Consider the following 18,688-nt stretch of genomic DNA (forward strand, 5'->3'; position numbering starts at 1 on the left):
GAAAAATGGCCGCCTCAAAGCGAGGCGGCCACTTTTTCCTTAGGCTTTAACAGCCTTGTTATTGCGTGCGGCAAGAGCTGCCTGTGCTGCGGCCAGACGGGCGACCGGCACACGGAAGGGGGAGCAGGAGACGTAATCCAGCCCGACTTCTTCAAAAAAGGCGATGGAGAGCGGGTCCCCACCATGCTCACCGCAAATGCCCAGCTTGAGGTCGGGCTTGGCGGCACGGCCTTTTTCCACACCCATGCGCACCAGAGCACCCACGCCTTCGCGGTCGATGGAAACGAAGGGGTCCTGGGGCAGCAGCCCTTTTTCCACGTATTCAGGCAGGAAGGAGCCTGCATCATCACGCGACAGGCCAAGGGCTGTCTGGGTCAGATCGTTGGTGCCGAAGGAGAAGAAGTCAGCACTCTGTGCAATCTGGTCCGCAGTCAGGGCTGCACGGGGCAGTTCGATCATAGTGCCAATCTTGTAAGCAAGCTTGACGCCACGTTCGCTCAGCACATCGGCAATAACGCCTTCGCAGGATTTACGAACCAGATCCAGCTCGGCTTTGGTGCCGATCAGCGGGATCATGATTTCGGGTTCCACGGCCTTCCCGGTTTCCTTTGCAATGTCCAGCGCGGCCTCGGTAATGGCACGCACCTGCATGGCGTAGATTTCGGGGTAGGTAATGCCAAGGCGGCAACCACGGTGGCCCAGCATGGGGTTGGATTCGGAAAGGGCCGAGCGGCGTGCGCGCAGGCTTTCCACATCCTTGCCCAGTGCCTTGGCCACATCAGCCAGTTCGGCCTCACCATGCGGCAGGAACTCATGCAGCGGCGGGTCGAGCAGGCGGATGGTAACCGGCAGGCCAGCCATAATACGGAAGAGTTCCGTAAAGTCGCTGCGCTGGAACGGCAGAAGGGCCTCAATAGCGCGGGCGCGTGTCTGTGCGTCATCCGCCATGATCATCTGGCGCACATGGCCAATACGGTCAGGGCCGAAGAACATGTGCTCGGTCCGGCACAGGCCAATGCCTTCCGCACCAAAGCGGCGGGCGGTCTGTGCATCTTCGGGGGTTTCAGCGTTGGCGCGCACACCAAGGCGGCGTACGCCATCTGCCCAGCCCATAAGGGTGGCAAAATCGCCCGAAAGGGTGGGCGGAATGGTGGGAACGCGACCCTTGTAAACAGCACCCGTACCACCATCGAGCGTAATCCACTCGCCCGCTTTGAGCGTGTGGCCATCCACGGTCATGGTCTGGGCCTTGTAGTCCACGGCAATGCTGCCAGCACCGGCCACGCAGACACGGCCCATGCCACGGGCCACAACGGCTGCGTGGGAGGTCATGCCGCCGCGGGTGGTCAGCACGCCACGGGCTGCGTGCATGCCGTGTACGTCTTCTGGCGAGGTTTCAATACGCACCAGAATAACGTCTTCACCCTTGGCTGCGCGGTCTTCCACATCCTCGGCGGAGAAGGCGATTATCCCGGTTGCAGCACCGGGGGATGCGGGCAGGCCGCGGGTCAGCAGCTGGCGCTCGGCCTTGGGGTCCAGCACAGGGTGGAGCAGCTGGTCGAGCGATGCGGGAGGAACGCGGGTTACCGCTTCTTCCTGCGTGATCAGGCCTTCCTTGGCCATGTCAATGGCTACGCGCAGGGCTGCGGCGGCGGTCCGTTTGCCCGAGCGGGTCTGGAGCAGGTAGAGCTTGTTGGCCTGCACCGTAAATTCAATGTCCTGCATGTCGCGATAGTGGCGTTCAAGCAGGTCACGCACCTTGAGCAGTTCGCCGTATGCGTTGGGCAGGGCTTTTTCCATCGAGGTCTGACCCTCGACCGAACGACACTCCGCCATGGGCTGCGGGGTGCGGATGCCGGCTACAACGTCCTCACCCTGTGCGTTGATCAGGTATTCGCCGTAGAAGATGTTTTCACCCGTGGACGGGTCGCGGGTGAAGCACACGCCCGTTGCACAGTCATCCCCCATGTTGCCGAACACCATGGACTGAACGTTAACAGCCGTGCCCCAGCTTGCGGGAATGTCATGCAGTTTGCGGTAGGTGTTGGCGCGTGGGTTCATCCATGAGCCAAAGACGGCTCCAATGGCGCCCCACAGCTGGTCCTTGGGGTTTTCGGGGAAGGGGGTTCCCGTTTCGGACAGGACGATCTGCTTGTAGCTTTTTACAACGTCCTGCCATTCTTCGGCGGTCAGGGCGGTGTCATCAATCTTGCCAGCGGCGCGTTTGGCCTGTTCAAGCAGGTCTTCAAATTCGTGGTGCGGCACGCCAAGCACAACGGAGCCGTACATCTGAATGAAGCGGCGGTAGCTGTCCCATGCAAAGCGGGCATCGCCCGAGGAGCGGACAAGGCCTTCAACCGTTGCGTCGTTCAGACCAAGGTTAAGCACTGTGTCCATCATGCCGGGCATGGAAACGCGCGCACCGGAGCGGACAGAAACCAGAAGCGGGTTTTCGGCATCGCCAAAGCGCAGGCCCATGGCCTGTTCTACCAGCCCCATAGCCGCTTCAAGCTGGGATTCCAGCTCGGCGGGGTACTTCCGTCCGTTATCGTAAAAGGCGGTGCAGACTTCAGTGGTAATGGTAAATCCTGGGGGCACCGGCAGGCCAATATTGGCCATTTCCGCCAGATTGGCGCCCTTGCCGCCGAGGAGATTGCGCATCCCGGCGTTGCCTTCGCTTTGGCCAGCGCCGAAACTGTAGATCCACTTGGTCATTTTGCCGTTCACTTCATTCTTTTGTGCCAGATGAGCTGAAGTTCCGACCGAGGGGATGGGAACAGGGGATACCGGAACAGCAGCCGGACTGGGCACGGAATTTTTATTTTTGGTTTGGACGACGAACTCCACCCCTTCGTTGCCCGGCAGCATGGCGCAGATTTGGCCGCCGGGCAATCTCTCTTTTACACGTAAATGGTAAAAAACTGCGGGTGTGGTGGTTCTATCCGTTTGTTACGCAAAAGGCGTTCCATTCTGCTTCGTCCATGGTGGGAATGTTCAGCTCCGCCGCTTTTTTGGCCTTGGAGCCTGCCTTTTCCCCCAGCACCACCAGATCGGTCTTTTTTGAGACGGAGTCGGACACCTTGGCCCCCATGCGTTCGGCCGTGGCCTTGGCCTCCGGGCGGGTCATGGTGAGCAGCGTGCCGGTAAACACAATGGTCTTGCCCGCTAGGGGGCCACCACTGGCGGCACTTTCCTCGGTAATGGTCAACTCGGCGCTCAGCTCGGCCAGCGTGGTCTGGTTGTGGGGTTCAGCAACAAAGGCCACCACATCCGTTGCTATGGCGTTACCAATGCCGGTAATGGACCCCAGTTCCAGCCGGGCGTCAGAGCCGATAATGGTGGCCGCCTCCATCTGCTGCAGCCAGTTGGCATAGCTGCCGTAATGGCGGGCCAGCAGGCGGGCGTTGCTTTCCCCAATACGGCGGATGCCCAGCGCATAAATAAAGCGCGAAAGCGGGATTGTGCGCCGGTCGTCTATGGCCTGAAGCAGGTTGCGCACAGACTGCTCACCCCAGCCATCACGCTGCTCCAGAGCAGCGGCGTGGGCTTTGAGCCGGAAGATGTCGGTGGGGGTGTGGATCAGCCCGGCGTCATAAAACTCGCGAATACTGCGCTCACCCAGCCCTTCAATGTCAAAGGCAAGGCGGGAGGCAAAATGGATCAACCGCTCCACGGCCTGTGCGGGGCAGGTCAACCCGCCGGTGCAGCGGCGCACCACTTCGCCTTCAGGCCGCACGGCCAGCGCGCCGCATACGGGGCAATGATCGGGGAAATGAAAAAGAGGTTGCCGTTCGGGCGCTGGCTCACCTGCTGGGACCGTACCAAGCACCTGCGGAATAACATCGCCTGCGCGCTGGACATACACAAGGTCACCTTCGCGCACGTCCTTGCGGGTAATCTCGTCTTCATTGTGCAAGGTGGCGCGGGTTACAAGCACCCCGCCAACGTTAACCGGTTCCAGATGTGCAACAGGGGTCAGGGCACCGGTGCGCCCGACCTGAATTTCTATGGCGTTCAGGCGCGTTATGGCCTGTTCTGCCGGGAACTTCCACGCGATGGCCCAGCGGGGGGCACGCCCGGCAAAACCCAGACGTTCCTGCAGGCCCAGATCGTCTATCTTGTAAACAACGCCATCAATATCATAGGCCAGACTGGCGCGCTCGCGGTTGATTTCCTCAAAAAAAGCTTCGGCATCGGCCGCTCCCTCAATCTGGCGGGAGAGCGGGTTGACCGTAAACCCCCATGCCTTGAGCTGCTCCAGATAAGCCCAGTGGCTACGGGTTGCCTTGTCCGAGCAGAAACCCTGCGCATAGGCAAAAAGGGAGAGCGGGCGCTGGGCTGTAATGCTGGCGTCCAGCTGCCGCAAGGACCCCGCCGCCGCATTGCGCGGGTTGGCAAACAGGCGCTTGCCTGCTGCCTCCTGTGCGGCATTAAGTGCGATAAAGTCGGTTTTGGAGAGGAAGACTTCCCCGCGAATTTCGATCAGGTCGGGGTAGGGGGCGGGGAGCTCCAGAGGCAGGCTGCGCAGGGTGCGCAGGTTGGCAGTTACGTCTTCCCCTTCCGTGCCATCGCCCCGAGTGGTGCCCCGGATGAACTTGCCGGATTCGTAAGTAAGGCTGATGGAAAGACCATCAATCTTGGGTTCACCTACCAGACGCAGGCTGGACGTATCTGCCTGATCCAGCCCCAAAAACCGGGCTGCACGGGTAATGAAGCCCTCAAACTCCTCACGGTCAAACACGTTGTCGAGCGAGAGCATGGGGGCAAGGTGGACATGCTTGCCAAGCCCCGTATCCGCGCTGGCCCCGACTGCATTGGCTGCGCTGTTCTGTGGTTCGGCATCGGGGTAAAGGGCGGCAAGCTCAGTGTAGCGCTTGCGTAGGGCATCATACTGCGCGTCGCTTATTTCCGGGGCGTCATGACCATGGTAGGCGGTGTTGTGGTAGGCAATCTGGCTGGCCAGTTCCGCCAGTTCCGTGCGGGCCTGATCACTGTTCATTTCCGTGACCGGGGTGGTGTTCGTTATCATTTTTTGGAATCCAGCAGGCTGGCGGCGGCAGCGCGGGCTGCATCGGTAATGGTGTCTCCTGCCAGCATGCGTGCGATTTCTTCCCTGCGTTCGGTTTCTGCCAGAGCTATGGCGTGGGTTGCGGTTTGTCCGTTACGGGTCTGTTTGCCAATCCGTAAATGCGCATCAGCACTGGCGGCAACCTGTGGGCTGTGCGTAACGGCCAATACCTGCACATTCAGTGCCAGGCGGTGCAGGCGCTCACCAATGGCGGCAGCGGTTGCACCGCCTACGCCTGCGTCGATTTCGTCAAAAATGAGCGTGCCAATACCAGATTGCCCGGCCAGAACCAGCTTGAGCGCCAGCATCAGGCGGGATAGTTCCCCCCCCGATGCCACCTTGGCAATGGGGCCGGGGGGCTGGCCGGGGTTGGCGGCAATAAGGAACATGACCTGCTCCATGCCGTGGCGGCTCCACTGCTCGGAGGGGAGGGGCTGCAACTCGGCCAGAAAACGGGCTTTTTCCAGTTTAATGGGTTTGAGTTCGGCCGTTACGGCCTGCTCCATTTTTTTGGCGGCAAGGGCGCGGGCATCGGTCAGGGTGCGGGCGGCCTCCATATAGGCAAGCCGGGCGTCTTCCGTGGCTTTGCGCAGGCCCTCCAGCTCGGTGGCGCCATTGTCCAGTGCATGGATGCGCGCAGTGAGTTGCGCCAGCAAAGCTGCCAGTTCATCCACCAGCACGTTGTGTTTGCGCGCAACGGTACGCAGGGCAAACAGCCTTTCTTCCGTTTCTTCCAGCTCCCGTGGGTTGGCCTCCGTATCTGCCATAAGGCGGGAGAGCAGGCTTTCAGCTTCGGCCAGTGCGTTTTCTGCATTTTCCAGCGCGCTCAGGGCTTCGGCGGTGCGGCCTGCCAGCTCATCGGTTTCAGGCGGTGTGTTGTCCGATGTGGTGGAGGGGACCAGACGCAAAAGGGCGCGGTTGGCAGCGCGCAGGGCTGCGGCTGGCCCGGTGGAGCGGCGGTCACGCGGCGTTAGTTCGGACAGGGCTGCTGCCACGGCCTCGCCCCGGCGTTCGGCCTGCTGGAGCGCGTGGCGTTGCTGCGCCAGCTGGCTTTCCTCCCCCGGTTGGGGGGCCAGGGCGGAGAGTTCGCTCACCGTATGGCGCAGCCATTCTTCCTCACGGGCGGCGTCTTCCAGTGCCTGTTGTGCGCTGGCAAGGCTCTGGCGCAGGTCCTGCCACTGGGTAAAGGCCTGTGCGACTTTTTTAAGCAGGGAGGGCTTAATGCCGTAAGCATCCAGCAGGCCGCGATGGGTGGAGGCATCGGCTAGCCCCATCTGCTCATGCTGGCCCTGAATTTCGATAAGAACGGAAGCAATTCGGCGCAGTAGGGTCAGACCCACGGGCTGGTCGTTAATCCATGCGCGTGACCGCCCCTCGCGCGAGATAACCCGGCGTAGCACAAGGGGTTCGCCTTTGTCGGCCGGAATGCCCTGTTCTTCCAGTTGGGAGTAAACCGTATGGCTCGCCGGGGTTTCAAAACAGGCGGTTACACGGGCTTCCTCCGCACCGGCGCGGACAAGGCCCGCATTGGCGCGCTCGCCCATGGCAAGGCCCAGACTATCCAGCAGGATGGATTTGCCTGCCCCGGTCTCCCCCGTTAAGGCGGTAAAGCCGGGGTGGAGAGCAAGGTCTAGTGCCTCGATCAGCACAACGTCTCTGATGGAAAGATGTGTCAGCATAGCGACATCCGGCTTTTAGGTTCACACCTGAAATGACTGGAGTCTGCGGAACAGACTAAACAAATGCGCCTGCTCCCGCCTGAGCGTGAACAGGCATACCCTCGCTGCGAACAGGAAAGGTGAGTCCTGTATGTTCCTGTTGTGTTCTTAGTTCAAGAGTGAAAGTGAAAAAGCCGTATTACTTTTTGGTGGCCGCCGCAGGAGCCGGGGCCGGTTGTGTGCTGGCCGCAGGTGTGGAGGAACCCGCTGCAGGAGTGGCGGTTGCAGGCTGCTGCATGGCTGCCGGGGCGGCCATACGTTCATCCCGTGTGTCTGACGCCTGTGCTTTGAGCAGGTCAGGCTTGGCAGGGGTTGTAACTGCCTTGCCCGGAGGCGGCAGTTTGCCGTCGATCAGGTGGTAGCTCTTCAGCTTGTTATAAGCGTAGTGGTACCACTGGCTGCCGGGGTAGTTGTAACCCAGAACAATGGCGGATTTGCGGGCCTGATCGGTTAGCCCAAGGTCCAGGTACACTTCCACCATGCGTTCAAGTGCTTCAGGCACATGGTTGGTGGTCTGGAAGTCCTGCACAACGCGCTGGTAGCGGTTAATGGCACCTTCATAATTGCGTTCGCGCTGGTAATAGCGGCCAACCAGCATTTCCTTGCCAGCCAGATGGTCACGGCACAGATCGATTTTAAGCTGGGCGTCGCGGGCATATTTGCTCTGGGGGAAGCGGGTCACCACTTCTTCCAGCGCGTCCATGGCTTCCGCCGTGCCCTGCTGGTCACGCTGCACGTCTGCAATCTGCTCATAAAAGCAGAGCGAGCGCAGGTAATAGGCATAGGCGGAATCGGTGCTGGTGGGGTGCAGGCTGATAAAGCGGTTCAGTTGCTGCACGGCTTCGGGGTATTTCCCTTTAAGGTAGTAGGAATACCCTTCCATCAGCTGCGAATTGGGGATGTAACCCGAATAGGGGTAGTTCTGCTGGAGTGTTTCAAACTCGGCAGCAGCCAGCTCGTAGCGGCGTGTGCGCAGGGCATCAATGCCGTTGTTATAGAGCGTCTCCGGTGGTGCAATTTTGGGCGTGATCGGCCCTTTTTTGCTGCCGGTCAAAAGACTGCAACCCGTAAGCCCGGTCAGCACCAGAGCTGAGAGCACGAACGGCAGACGACGACGGACTGACTGTGTTTTTATAGAAATATCAAACATACCGGCTCTTCAGATCGAGACGAAATCTTATAGCATGTCAGCGGGTCAAGAAAAGCAAAGAAACGCCGATTATTGAAAGAGCCGTGCAAAAAGCTGGTCAGGCCGCAGCAGAGGTGGATTGCAGGTCTGTGGTGTCCTGCCATGCGGTGCTCTGGGCAAACAGGGTTTTGAGCAGCATGTTGTTGAGCGTGTGGCCCGAGCGGTTGCCCCGGAAGCTGGCGTTGAGCACGCAGCCCGCTAGATACAGATCCCCCACCGCATCCATGATCTTGTGGCGGATGAACTCATCCGGACAGCGCAGGCCCGCCGGGTTGAGTACAACGTCATTATCCACAACAATGGCGTTATCCAAAGACCCGCCCAATGCCAGCCCGGCCTGATGCAGGGCTTCAATTTCCTGCCGCATGGCAAAGGTGCGGTTGCGGGCCAGCTCGTTGCGGAAGGAGGTCGGGGTCAGGTCCAGAGCATAGCTTTGTGCGCCAATGGCGCGGGCGGGAAAATCAATGCTCATGGACAAATGCGGGCTTGGGCTGCTGTGGGGGAGCAGTTCCACCCAGACATTCTGGTGCTCCACCCGAACAGGTTCCAGCACCTGTACCACCTTGCGTGGCAGGTCCTGCGTTTTGCGTCCGGCGCAGTCGAGCAGAAAAACAAAATCTGTGGCGGAGCCATCAAACACCGGGGTTTCCGGCCCATCAACCAGAATAAGTGCGTTGTCTATGGCGCACCCGCAAAGGGCGGCCATCAGGTGTTCAACGGTTGCAACCCGGTTTTCGGGGCGTGCTTTTTCGCCCAGAACGGTGCTCAGATGTGTTTCCACTACGTAATCATAACGCGCGGGCAGGGGGGCTGCCTGTGGCAGGTCGGTCCGTTGGAAAACAATGCCGTGCCCTGCGGGGGTCGGGGCAATGGTCATGTTAATGGAGCGGCCTGTGTGCAGGCCAATACCTACGGCAGAAATGGCATGGTGCAGCGTGTGCTGGGCCGGTGCGGTTTTTTGGCGCATCTGTCGCATGGTGGTGGGGAGGATCTCCACAGATTTGGAACATGGGGTAAGCTCCCCAGACAGATTATCCATGATCCCGACCGCCCCGTATTGGTGTGGAAAGTTATCTCACACTAACGCTAGGGCCTGTTTGGGGCAGATGCGAGTCAATGATTATTGCCGTCTGTTTCATCCCCCGCCATGCGGCACACAGGTGCCGGGCGGGGGTAGCCCATAAGGCTTAGCGGCGCAGAAAGGTTGGAATTTCCAGCCCGTTATCGCCTTCACCATGGCGGGGTGCTCCCTGCTCGGCCTGGCTGATGGTGGGGTGAGACTGCGCTACAGGCTCTTCCCGTGTTTCTGGTGTGGTGGCCCGGCGGAATGCACCAGTCACGCGGCCAAACAGGCTCCGTGCATTGGGGTCCTGCACAGGGTAGGCCGAGGGACGCGGCGGTTCGCTGAACAGATTGGCATGTTTGGATGCCGCAGGCGCTGGTGCGGGGGCCGGTGCAGGCTGGCGGGGCTGTTGTGCCGCAGCCGCAACCTGACCGGGAACCATGTGCGCCGGGGGGGCGGCATGGCCGGGCTGGGGAGCATAGGCTTGCTGCTGTACGGGAGCACTCTGCTCGGCCACGGGGGGCTGAGGCTGTGCAGGCGGCGGCGCGCTGGGCTGTGCCGCAGGGGCAGCGTAGGTCTGTTCCGGCTGGGCTTCGGTTTCCACTGCTGCCAGATGCGGGCGTTCAGCCGCGCCTGAGGGTACGTCAATCCCCGTGGCAACAACGGATACGCGTACGCGCCCGCTCATTTTTTCCTCAATGACCGTACCAAAGATCATGTTGGCGTCTTCTGGTACTTCACGGCAGATGCGGTTGAAGGCTTCTTCCGCTTCAAAGAAGGTCATGTCTTCACCACCGGTAACATTGACCAGCAGGCCCTTGGCGGTAGCCATGCAGGTATCTTCCAGCAGTGGGTTGGAAATGGCGGCTTCGGCAGCTTCCACCGCACGGTTTTCACCTTCGGCTTCGCCCGTACCCATCATGGCCTTGCCCATTTCCGCCATAACACTGCGGATATCGGCAAAGTCGAGGTTGACGTAGCCGCGTTCCATCATCAGGTCGGTAACGCCGCGCACGCCCATGTTCAAAACTTCGTCAGCCAGCTTGTAGGCTTCACGCAGGGTGGTGCGTTCGTTGGCAATACGGAAGAGATTCTGGTTGGGGATGACAATCAGCGTATCAACATACTGCTGAAGTTCCTGAATACCTTCATCCGCCACACGTGCGCGGCGCTTGCCTTCGTAGGCGAAAGGCTTGCTGACCACGCCAATGGTCAGAATGTTCCGCTCACGCGCCATACGGGCAATAACTGGTGCTGCCCCTGTACCCGTGCCCCCACCCATGCCGGTGGTGATGAACACCATATGTGCGCCGTCCAGGTAGCGGGCAATTTCGTCCGCTGCTTCTTCCGCTGCGGCACGGCCCACTTCGGGCTTGGCGCCTGCGCCAAGGCCGTGGGTCAGGTGCGGGCCAAGCTGGATGCGGCTGTCGGCCAGACTTTTGGCCAGACTCTGCGCATCGGTGTTGGCTACAACAAACTCCACACCCTGCAGGTTGGAGGCAATCATGTTGTCAACCGCGTTCGTCCCCCCGCCGCCAACGCCTATAACGGTGATCTTGGGCGAAAAATCAGCATGAGTCTGGGGTGGAACGGTTAGGTTGAGTGTCATGTGTCTCTCCCGGACTGCGGCGGGTTAACAGGGGCGTTGTAGATAAGATTGCGAATAGTTTACCAACCTTTTGCGGGGCAAATCAAACCCTCTCACGAATAAAAGCAACCAGTTTTTGTAAAAAACCAGTTGGCGCGGCTTCGCGGAATTCCACATCGCTGAACGGACGCTCCGCACTGGCCGCCCAGAACAGCAGGCCAGCAGCCGTGGCAAAGCCTGCTGCGGCTGCTGTATCTTCTGGCAGACCGGCAATATTCTTGGGCCTGCCCAGACGGACCGAGCGCGTAAAACCGGGGCCGGAATGACGGCCAACACTTACCGGCACACCCAGAATACGCTCGGCCAGCGGGCGGATTCCATCCAGCAGGGAGCCACCCCCGGTCAGCACGATGCGACCACTGGCGGCCATGCCAAGGCCTGCGCCATCCAGTTTTTCGCGCACCAGTTCCAGTGTTTCTTCCATACGGGGGCGAATGATGCGGCCAAGCTGGGCGCGGGAGATCTGCTCAAAATGGGGCACATCATTGCCCAGCAGTTCCACGGTCAGGATTTCGTCCTCCACGTCGGAGGAGAGGTCCGCACTGCCATAAACGGTTTTCAGTCGCTCGGCATTGTCGAGCGATGTGCCAAGCCCGCGGGCTATGTCACGCGTAACATGCAGCCCTCCAACCCCGATCTGGGCGGTGTGCAGGATCTGGCCTTCGCCAAACACGGCAAAGGATGTGGTGCCCCCGCCCATGTCCACAACCGTTGTGCCAAGGTCGCGTTCATCCCTGTCCAGCACGGACAGGCCGGATGCCAGCGGGGAGGACACAAGGGCCTCCATGCGCAGTTCGGCACGGCTCAGCACGGTTTCAAGGTTCAGCAGGGCGGTGGTGGCGGCATCAATAATATGCAGGCGCGCCTTGAGCGTTTCGCACAGGTGCCCCCGTGGGTCAGACACGCCCTCAGTATCATCCACCGTAAAGTCTATGGGCAGGGTGTGAATGACCTCGCGCCCCTGCACGGTGGCCTGCACGCGGCCTTCCGTAACCACGCGGCGGATGTCCGCTTCGGTTACGACCCGCCCGCCAATGGGCCAGCGCACATTGAACAGGCGGCTGGCCGGATGCCCGCAGGACAGGTTGACCACCACCTTGTCTATGGTGCGCTCGGCCATGTTCTCAGCCTGCGCTACGGTTGCGCGTATGGCGGCTTCGGCCTCCTGCAACTCGGTTATGGCGCCATTGCGCACACCAGCGGAGCGGCGCCAGCCAAAGCCCGCCACGCGCAGCATGCCGTTGGGCTCCCCCTTGCCAATAAGGCAGGTAATTTTGGTCGAGCCAATATCCAGCACCGCACTGTAGCCGTTGCGCCATGTGTGCGGGCGTTTGTTGCGCTCACTGGGGGGGAGCGGAAGGGATGCTTCCCCCCCGCTCATGCGCAGTGTGGGGGAGGCTGAAGAATGGCTCCGCTTTTTGTGCAGCCGGTCCGCCAGACTGAGTGTGGGGGAAGCAGGGGAGTGCGCGGTGTCATTCATCTCGGCTTTCCTCCGTGGGGGATCGGGTGGGCTGGGTGTGGTGGGGTGTGTGCTGCGGGCTGCTTTTTGCGCCATCCCCTGCCGGTGCGGAGGGGGCAGGGGGCGGTTCAGGAGGGCGTTCGCGTATGGTCAGCCGGTCGGGCAGGCGCATGTCAATCAGTTCAACGGGGCGGTCAAGCAGCTGTGTTGTGGCGTTAATTCTGGCCAGCCGGTGAATGGCCGGGGCTTCCTCCCCTTCGGGCAGGAGCACGGTTGCGCCATCTTTCAGGCTCAGGTTCCAGCGGCGGTCGCTTACCCGCACAGCAGCTGTTACGTGGGATTTTACGTCCGGTTCCTGTGCCAGCACGTCTATCAGGGCGGCGGCGTTTTCGTTCGCGCCGTCACCTACGACCAGTGGCAGTTTGGCAAAGGCGGTGGCGTCCTTGTCGTTCGCGCCCTGATCCGGCACTTTCTGCCCCTGCCGGTCGATCAGGATAAAATGGCCCTGATGCTGCCACACCGCATAAGGCGGGCGCTCGGTAATGTGCACGTCAATCTCGCCAGACAGGTGGCGCTCAACGCTTACATGGTCAATAAACGGCAGGGCGGTCAGGTTCTCACGCGCGCGGGTGACGTTGAAGTTGAGAACCGGGTCCCCCACGGCAATGTTCAGGGCGGTGTGAATGGCCTCGTCACTGGTCAGGTTGGCCCCTTCAACCCGGATACTGGTCACACGCAGGGCGGAGGTGCCCAGTAATTTGTCCCGCAAGGGGGCAATCTGTTTTTGCAGGGCCGGAAGAGGCACCGCCAGATAAACCGCAGCCCCGGCCCCCGCCAGCAGCATAAGCCCGATAACGGGCCGCAGCAGGCGTTTTTGGCGCTTGAGGAATAATCCCGTGCGGGAGGGGCGGCTGGCGGGGCGCTTCATTGGCGGCAGGTGGCCTGCTCAACAAGCCAGTGGCACAATGCGGGGTAGCTAATGCCGCAATAGGCGGCCTGTTCGGGCAGGAGCGATGTTGCGGTCATGCCCGGCTGGGTGTTGACTTCCAGCAGGATCAGGCGCGGGTTGGCCGGGTCTGCATCATCCAGCCGGAAATCCGAGCGCGATGCCCCGGCACATCCCAGCGCCTTATGGGCTTCTACCGCCACGTCCAGTGCGCGCTGGGCAACATCGGGGGCAATGCGGGCGGGCAGTTCATGCCGTGAGCCGCCGGTATTGTATTTGGCGTCGTAATCGTAAAAATCGTGGCCGCTGCCGGTGGGGGTAATGTCTGTTATGGTCAGGGCGCGTTCGCCCATTACACCCACGGTAATTTCGCGCCCGGGAATAAACTCTTCTACCAGCGCATGCGGGCCAAATGTCCAGTCCCGCACAATGCGTTCGCGCACATTGGCACCGGGCCGCACGATGGAGACACCAACGGACGAGCCTTCGCTAACGGGTTTAACCACGTAGGGGGCTGGCAGGGGGTCGCCTTCGGCAAGTTCGGCAATATCAATGACCCGGCCTTCGGCCACGGGCAGGCCAGCGGAAACAAACGCGGCGCGGGCGGCCGCCTTGTTCATGGCTGTGGCGGATGCCCGTACGCCAGAATGTGTATAGGCAAGGCCCATCCAGTCCAGAATGCCCTGAATACAGCCGTCCTCGCCAAACCGGCCATGGAGTGCGTTAAACACGACATCGGGTTTTTGTGCGCCCAGTTCGGCAACCAGCGCGCCCAGATCGGCCCCGGCATCAAGCGTACTGACCGTATGGCCCAGACTGCGCAGGGCCTCGGCCACGCCCTGCCCGGAAGACAGGCTGACAGTCCGCTCGGACGATATGCCGCCCATAAGCACGGTAATCCGTTTGGAGGTGCTCATGCGTGGGCTCCCTGTGTGCGGCCAAGACGTTTGATTTCCCAGTGCAGTTGCACGCCCGAATGCTGGGCAACGCGCTGGCGTACGGTATCCCCCAGTGTTTCGAGGTCATGGGCGGTGGCATTGCCGAGGTTGATCAGGAAGTTGCAGTGTTTTTCACTGACCTGGGCATCGCCCTGGCGCAGGCCACGGCAGCCCGCCTGATCAATCAGCTCCCACGCCTTGCGGGCGGAAACCTCGGGCTCGGGGTTGCGGAAGGTGGAGCCCCCCGTGCGTGCGCGCACAGGCTGGGACTGCTCGCGCGCTGTGCGAATATCGCCAATGCGTGCGGCTATGTCCGCCGGGCTGGCAGGCATGCCGCGCAGGCGCGCACGCACCACCATGGCCCCTTCGGGCAGACCGGAGCGGCGGTAGCCAAAGCGCAGCGCGGCGTTGCCAAGGCGGACCATATTGCCATCACGGGTCACAATTTCCGCCCAGTCCAGCACGCTGGCAATATCCGCTCCATAGGCTCCGGCGTTCATGCGCACGGCCCCCCCGATGGAGCCGGGAATACCTGCCAGAAACTCCAGCCCCGCAAGCCCGGCCTGTGCCGCGTGTTCGGCTACTGTGGCATCCAGGCAGGCGCTGCCCACCACAAGCCCGTCCGCTTCCACAGCAATATCGGCAAAGCCGCGGGCCATGCGCACCACAATGCCGTCCAGCCCGCCATCGCGGATAATCACGTTGGAGCAGGCTCCAAGGGCAATAACGGGCAGTTCGGGGGAAAGGCGCTGGAGCATGCCTGCCAGATCATCCGCATCCCTGGGCTGGAACAGCCATTCCGCCGGACCACCAACGCGGAACCACGTACGCGCCCCCAGCGGGGCCTGCGCGGTAACGCGTCCATGCGTGCCGGCAAAGGCGTGGCGAACCATATCTTCCAGCGTGGTTGCGGGCGTGCTGTTCATGCCGCACTTCCACCTTTCTGTTCAGCCTGCAAGGCGGCAAGCTGGGCAGGCAGGGCCTGCGCCCAGTTGGTAATGGTGCCCGCACCCAGGCACACAACATAGTCCCCCGGCTTGGCAATGGCGTTGATCATTTCCGCCAGATGTTCAGGGCTGGAAAGCGGGACAACGGAGCGGTGGCCGCGTTCACGCAGCCCTTCTATCAGCCTGTCGCGGCTGGCATCGGGCAGGGGGTCTTCGCCTGCGGCGTACACGTCGGAGACAATAACCGTGTCGGCATCGTTCATGCAGGTGCAGAAATCGGCAAACAGGGTTCTCAGGCGGGAGTAGCGGTGCGGCTGCATGACCGCAATAACCCGGCTGGCTCCAGCCTGGCGGGCGGCCTTGAGCACGGCGGCAATTTCCACCGGGTGGTGCCCGTAATCATCAATCACGGTAATGCCACCGGCTTCCCCCGTACGGGTAAAGCGGCGCTTGACCCCACGGAAGCTGGCCAGCCCGGAACGGATCACATCATCACTGATGTCCATTTCGGTTGCGACGGCAATGGCAGCAAGGGAGTTCTGCACATTATGCGCGCCCAGCATGGGCAGGCGGAAAGGCCCGGCCTTGCGGGTGCGGCGGGTAACGCGGTCTGTCAGCGTGACCTCAAACGTAGCGCCCAGCTTGTCGGTAATTACCTTTTCGGCCCGCACATCCGCCTGTGGGGAGAAGCCGTAGGTGACAATCCGGTGGTCAGACAGGCGCGGGATCATCTGCTGCACGGCAGGGTGGTCTATGCACAGTACGGCAAAGCCATAGAACGGTACGTTGGAGACAAACTGGTCATACGCTGCCTCCATGGCCTCGGCAGAACCCCAGTGGTCCAGATGCTCGGGGTCCATGTTGGTAACGACCGAAATAACGGAGGGCAGGCGCAGGAACGAGCCATCGCTCTCATCTGCTTCCACCACCATCCAGTCGCCCTTACCCATGCGGGTGTTGGTGCCGTAAGCCTCGATAATGCCACCGTTGATAACGGTGGGGTCCAGTTTGGCCGCTTCCAGCACGGCAGCCACAAGGCTGGTGGTGGTGGTTTTGCCATGTGTGCCGCCAATGGCTACGGACCAGCGCAGGCGCATGAGCTCGGCCAGCATTTCCGCCCGGCGGACAACAGGGATCAGCTTGGCGCGGGCTGCAACAACTTCGGGGTTGTCACGCTTGACCGCGGTGGAAATGACCACAACCTGTGCATTGCCCAGATTGGCGGCGTCATGCCCGATCGTGACCGGAATACCCGCAGCCCGCAGGCGTTTGACATTGGCGTTTTCCGCTATGTCCGAGCCCTGTACGGAGTAGCCCAGCAGGCACAGAACCTCTGCAATGCCGGACATGCCAATGCCGCCAATGCCGACAAAATGGATGGTTCCGATGGAAAGGGGCAGGGCTCTCATGTGCGTGTCTCCGTCTCGTGTGAGGGCGGATGGGCGGGTGAAGGAGAAAGTTGGAGGCATTCTTCTACTATATCAGCCAGACGGAGGGCGGCATCCGGGCGGGCCAGCGTGGCAGCGGCTGCTGCTGCGCGGGCCAGGTCGTCCGGGGCGGTGAAAAGGTCTTGCAGGCGGGCTGCCAGTGTTTGTGCGGTAAAGTCGGGCTGGCGGATCATCCAGCCTGCGCCCGCGTCGGTTATGGCGCGGGCGTTTTCGGTCTGCTCATCGGAGGCGGCAATAGGCAGGGGGACCATGACCGCAGGGCGGCCTGCGGTGGTAATTTCCGCCACCGAGGAGCCTCCTGCCCGCCCGATGACCAGATGGGCTGCGCGCAGGATGTCGGGCACATCGTTCAAAAACGGCTCCACACGGGCCTGCACGCCAATATCGGCATAGGCTTTGTGCACGGTGTCCACATCATCCGCGCGGGCCTGCTGGGTAATGTGGATGCGTGCGCGCAGGGCGGCTGGCAGGCGGCCAATGGCTGCGGGCACCATCTGCGAAAAAATGCGCGCCCCCAGCGAGCCACCCCAGACCAGCAGGTTGATCGTCCCGTTCGGGGTGGGCCATGCCTCCCCCGCCAGCGCGGCAATGCCGGGGCGCACGGGCATGCCGGTCAGCACTGTTCTGGCCCCCATGGGCAGCTTGGCCACGGTGGGGAAGGAGGTGGCAATCACGTCAGCAAAGCGGGAGAGCACGGCATTGGCCTTGCCCAGAACGGCATTGCCTTCATGAATGATCAGCGCAGGGTGCCTGCGGCCGAGCAACCGCGCGCCCAGTAGGGGCGGAATGGAGGGGTAGCCGCCAAAACCGATGACCGCATCAGGCTGAAGAGTGTGCAGGATGCCCCGCGCCTTCCATGCGCTGGCCAGTAGCGTAACCCCAGCACGCAGGGCGCGTATGGGGCCACGCCCGGCCACACCCGCACCACGCAGCACAAACTGTGGTGCATTGGCAAAAACGCCGCTGGTGCGCTTGCCTGCGCGGGCATCGGTCATCAGCACAATGTGGTGGCCACGGGCAACCAGTGCGTCGGCCAGTGCCTCGGCGGGGAAAAAATGACCGCCAGTGCCCCCGGCCGCGATCACAATAGTCTGTGGCTTCATGCTGACCGCCATTGTCTGAGAGTGGAGATAAAGCCATTGCCCGAGCGCAGGCCCCCCGGTTGCTGCCGGGTCAGGGCCAGCACCATGCCAATAGCCAGAGCAACAGACATGGCCGAAGACCCCCCATAGGAAATGAATGGCAGCGTCATGCCCTTGGTGGGGATAAGATGCAAGGTGGAAGCCATGTTAACAAACGCCTGAAGGCCAAAACCCGTTAGCAGCCCGGTGGTGGCGATGACCACAAACGGGTCATCCTCGCGGATCAGGCGCAGCAGGGTCCGCACCACAATGGCGGCAAAAACGCAAATGATCAGCAGGCAGATGACAAGCCCGTATTCTTCCCCCGCCACGGCAAACACAAAGTCCGCATGGGCGTCGGGGAGCAGGTCCTTGACCCGACCTTCACCCGGCCCGCGGCCCATAAGCCCGCCATTGCCAAAGGCGCGCAGGGCCGTATCAATCTGGTAATGATCCCCCACATTGGGATGCATGAACCGCTCCACGCGCGAGCGCACATGCGGGAAGATAAAAAACGCGGCAATACCTGCCGCAATCATGCAGGCAAAACCAAACCCCACAAAAATCAGGTTCAGCCCGTCCACAAACAACTGGACCAGAAAAACAGCGGTAATAACCGTAAGCATGCCAATGTCTGGCTGGGATTTAAGCAGCAGCAGAATAAGCCCATACAGCCCGAATGCGATGAGCATCCCCGGAAAATAGCGCGAAATACGGCGCTGGGTCAGCAGCCACCCCGTGACCACGGCAAAGCAGGGCTTGAGAAACTCCGAGGGCTGCAAAGACATGAGCGGCAGCGCAATCCAGCGCCGTGCCCCCTTGATCTCGATCCCGTGGACCAGCGTAAGCATGGTCGCACCCAGCATGAGCGCCCCCCCGATCAGGGAGAGCCGTAGCACCGTCCGGCGCGAGAGCATGGAAACCCCGGTGACAATAACCCCCGCCACGCTCAGGAACATGACCTGCTTGAAAATGAACATGTTGCGCGACGCACCAATGCGCACCGCAACCGCCGGGCTGGCCGCAAGCATGAGAATGTAGCCAAAGCCGATAAGAATGAAGGTGCAGACCAGCGTTGTCCGGTCCACGTTCCGCCACCAGCGGCCAAAAGGCGAATCATCAGTGCGGGAATAACCGGCCATG

The 18,688-nt window shown here is 61.4% G+C and carries 13 protein-coding genes; all 13 read right to left on the bottom strand.

All coding sequences use genetic code 11. The features are described from left to right. Positions 1-39: 39 nt before the first annotated feature. The 13 genes from ppdK to LKE65_RS07495 all read right to left on the bottom strand — a co-directional run bounded on the left by ppdK (position 40) and on the right by LKE65_RS07495 (position 18,687). Positions 40-2,715 (bottom strand): pyruvate, phosphate dikinase, encoded by a 2,676-nt coding sequence (ppdK, locus tag LKE65_RS07435; protein ID WP_278740873.1) that lies wholly within the window; start codon positions 2,713-2,715, stop codon positions 40-42. A gap of 223 nt (positions 2,716-2,938) precedes the next feature. Further along, positions 2,939-4,999, bottom strand: coding sequence for an NAD-dependent DNA ligase LigA (gene ligA / locus LKE65_RS07440; protein WP_278741807.1), 2,061 nt, complete (start codon positions 4,997-4,999; stop codon positions 2,939-2,941). 26 nt (positions 5,000-5,025) lie between these two features. Continuing rightward, positions 5,026-6,747, bottom strand: a complete 1,722-nt coding sequence (gene recN / locus LKE65_RS07445) for a DNA repair protein RecN (protein WP_278740874.1) — start codon at positions 6,745-6,747, stop codon at positions 5,026-5,028. A 178-nt stretch (positions 6,748-6,925) separates the two neighbouring features. After that, on the bottom strand, positions 6,926-7,936 hold the full coding sequence (locus LKE65_RS07450) for an outer membrane protein assembly factor BamD (protein WP_095349222.1): 1,011 nt from the start codon (positions 7,934-7,936) through the stop codon (positions 6,926-6,928). A 97-nt stretch (positions 7,937-8,033) separates the two neighbouring features. Beyond that, the gene (gene lpxC / locus LKE65_RS07455) at positions 8,034-9,014 is read right to left on the bottom strand and encodes a UDP-3-O-acyl-N-acetylglucosamine deacetylase (protein WP_278740875.1); all 981 of its coding nucleotides are present in this window, start codon (positions 9,012-9,014) and stop codon (positions 8,034-8,036) included. 148 nt (positions 9,015-9,162) lie between these two features. Further along, positions 9,163-10,647 (bottom strand): cell division protein FtsZ, encoded by a 1,485-nt coding sequence (gene ftsZ / locus LKE65_RS07460; RefSeq protein ID WP_086645593.1) that lies wholly within the window; start codon positions 10,645-10,647, stop codon positions 9,163-9,165. Between the two features lie 82 nt (positions 10,648-10,729). Continuing rightward, entirely contained in the window at positions 10,730-12,166 is a 1,437-nt protein-coding gene (ftsA, locus tag LKE65_RS07465; RefSeq protein ID WP_278740876.1) for a cell division protein FtsA, read from the bottom strand. Beyond that, the gene (locus tag LKE65_RS07470) at positions 12,159-13,073 is read right to left on the bottom strand and encodes a cell division protein FtsQ/DivIB (RefSeq protein WP_086645591.1); all 915 of its coding nucleotides are present in this window, start codon (positions 13,071-13,073) and stop codon (positions 12,159-12,161) included. Before LKE65_RS07470 ends, ftsA begins: the two co-directional genes overlap by 8 nt. Then, positions 13,070-14,008 (bottom strand): D-alanine--D-alanine ligase, encoded by a 939-nt coding sequence (locus tag LKE65_RS07475; RefSeq protein ID WP_086645590.1) that lies wholly within the window; start codon positions 14,006-14,008, stop codon positions 13,070-13,072. Before LKE65_RS07475 ends, LKE65_RS07470 begins: the two co-directional genes overlap by 4 nt. Beyond that, a complete protein-coding gene (gene murB, locus LKE65_RS07480; RefSeq protein WP_278740877.1) occupies positions 14,005-14,955 on the bottom strand; it encodes a UDP-N-acetylmuramate dehydrogenase in 951 nt (316 codons plus the stop codon). The genes LKE65_RS07475 and murB overlap by 4 nt, the downstream gene beginning before the upstream one ends. Then, positions 14,952-16,385, bottom strand: coding sequence for a UDP-N-acetylmuramate--L-alanine ligase (gene murC, locus LKE65_RS07485; RefSeq protein ID WP_086645588.1), 1,434 nt, complete (start codon positions 16,383-16,385; stop codon positions 14,952-14,954). The genes murB and murC overlap by 4 nt, the downstream gene beginning before the upstream one ends. Continuing rightward, positions 16,382-17,527 (bottom strand): undecaprenyldiphospho-muramoylpentapeptide beta-N-acetylglucosaminyltransferase, encoded by a 1,146-nt coding sequence (gene murG / locus LKE65_RS07490; protein WP_278740878.1) that lies wholly within the window; start codon positions 17,525-17,527, stop codon positions 16,382-16,384. Before murG ends, murC begins: the two co-directional genes overlap by 4 nt. Further along, positions 17,524-18,687 (bottom strand): FtsW/RodA/SpoVE family cell cycle protein, encoded by a 1,164-nt coding sequence (locus tag LKE65_RS07495; RefSeq protein WP_086645587.1) that lies wholly within the window; start codon positions 18,685-18,687, stop codon positions 17,524-17,526. The genes murG and LKE65_RS07495 overlap by 4 nt, the downstream gene beginning before the upstream one ends. Position 18,688 lies beyond the last annotated feature (1 nt).

The sequence above is a fragment of the Acetobacter fabarum genome (genome assembly GCF_022483405.1).
GTDB classification, from domain to species: Bacteria; Pseudomonadota; Alphaproteobacteria; order Acetobacterales; family Acetobacteraceae; genus Acetobacter; species Acetobacter fabarum.

Excerpts from the sequence above, each read along its gene's own strand:
- ppdK (WP_278740873.1), bottom strand. The coding sequence starts at position 2,715 with ATGACCAAGTGGATCTACAGTTTCGGCGCTGGCCAAAGCGAAGGCAAC.
- ligA (WP_278741807.1), bottom strand. The coding sequence starts at position 4,999 with ATGAACAGTGATCAGGCCCGCACGGAACTGGCGGAACTGGCCAGCCAG.
- recN (WP_278740874.1), bottom strand. The coding sequence starts at position 6,747 with ATGCTGACACATCTTTCCATCAGAGACGTTGTGCTGATCGAGGCACTA.
- LKE65_RS07450 (WP_095349222.1), bottom strand. The coding sequence starts at position 7,936 with ATGTTTGATATTTCTATAAAAACACAGTCAGTCCGTCGTCGTCTGCCG.
- lpxC (WP_278740875.1), bottom strand. The coding sequence starts at position 9,014 with ATGGATAATCTGTCTGGGGAGCTTACCCCATGTTCCAAATCTGTGGAG.
- ftsZ (WP_086645593.1), bottom strand. The coding sequence starts at position 10,647 with ATGACACTCAACCTAACCGTTCCACCCCAGACTCATGCTGATTTTTCG.
- ftsA (WP_278740876.1), bottom strand. The coding sequence starts at position 12,166 with ATGAATGACACCGCGCACTCCCCTGCTTCCCCCACACTCAGTCTGGCG.
- LKE65_RS07470 (WP_086645591.1), bottom strand. The coding sequence starts at position 13,073 with ATGAAGCGCCCCGCCAGCCGCCCCTCCCGCACGGGATTATTCCTCAAG.
- LKE65_RS07475 (WP_086645590.1), bottom strand. The coding sequence starts at position 14,008 with ATGAGCACCTCCAAACGGATTACCGTGCTTATGGGCGGCATATCGTCC.
- murB (WP_278740877.1), bottom strand. The coding sequence starts at position 14,955 with ATGAACAGCACGCCCGCAACCACGCTGGAAGATATGGTTCGCCACGCC.
- murC (WP_086645588.1), bottom strand. The coding sequence starts at position 16,385 with ATGAGAGCCCTGCCCCTTTCCATCGGAACCATCCATTTTGTCGGCATT.
- murG (WP_278740878.1), bottom strand. The coding sequence starts at position 17,527 with ATGAAGCCACAGACTATTGTGATCGCGGCCGGGGGCACTGGCGGTCAT.
- LKE65_RS07495 (WP_086645587.1), bottom strand. The coding sequence starts at position 18,687 with ATGGCCGGTTATTCCCGCACTGATGATTCGCCTTTTGGCCGCTGGTGG.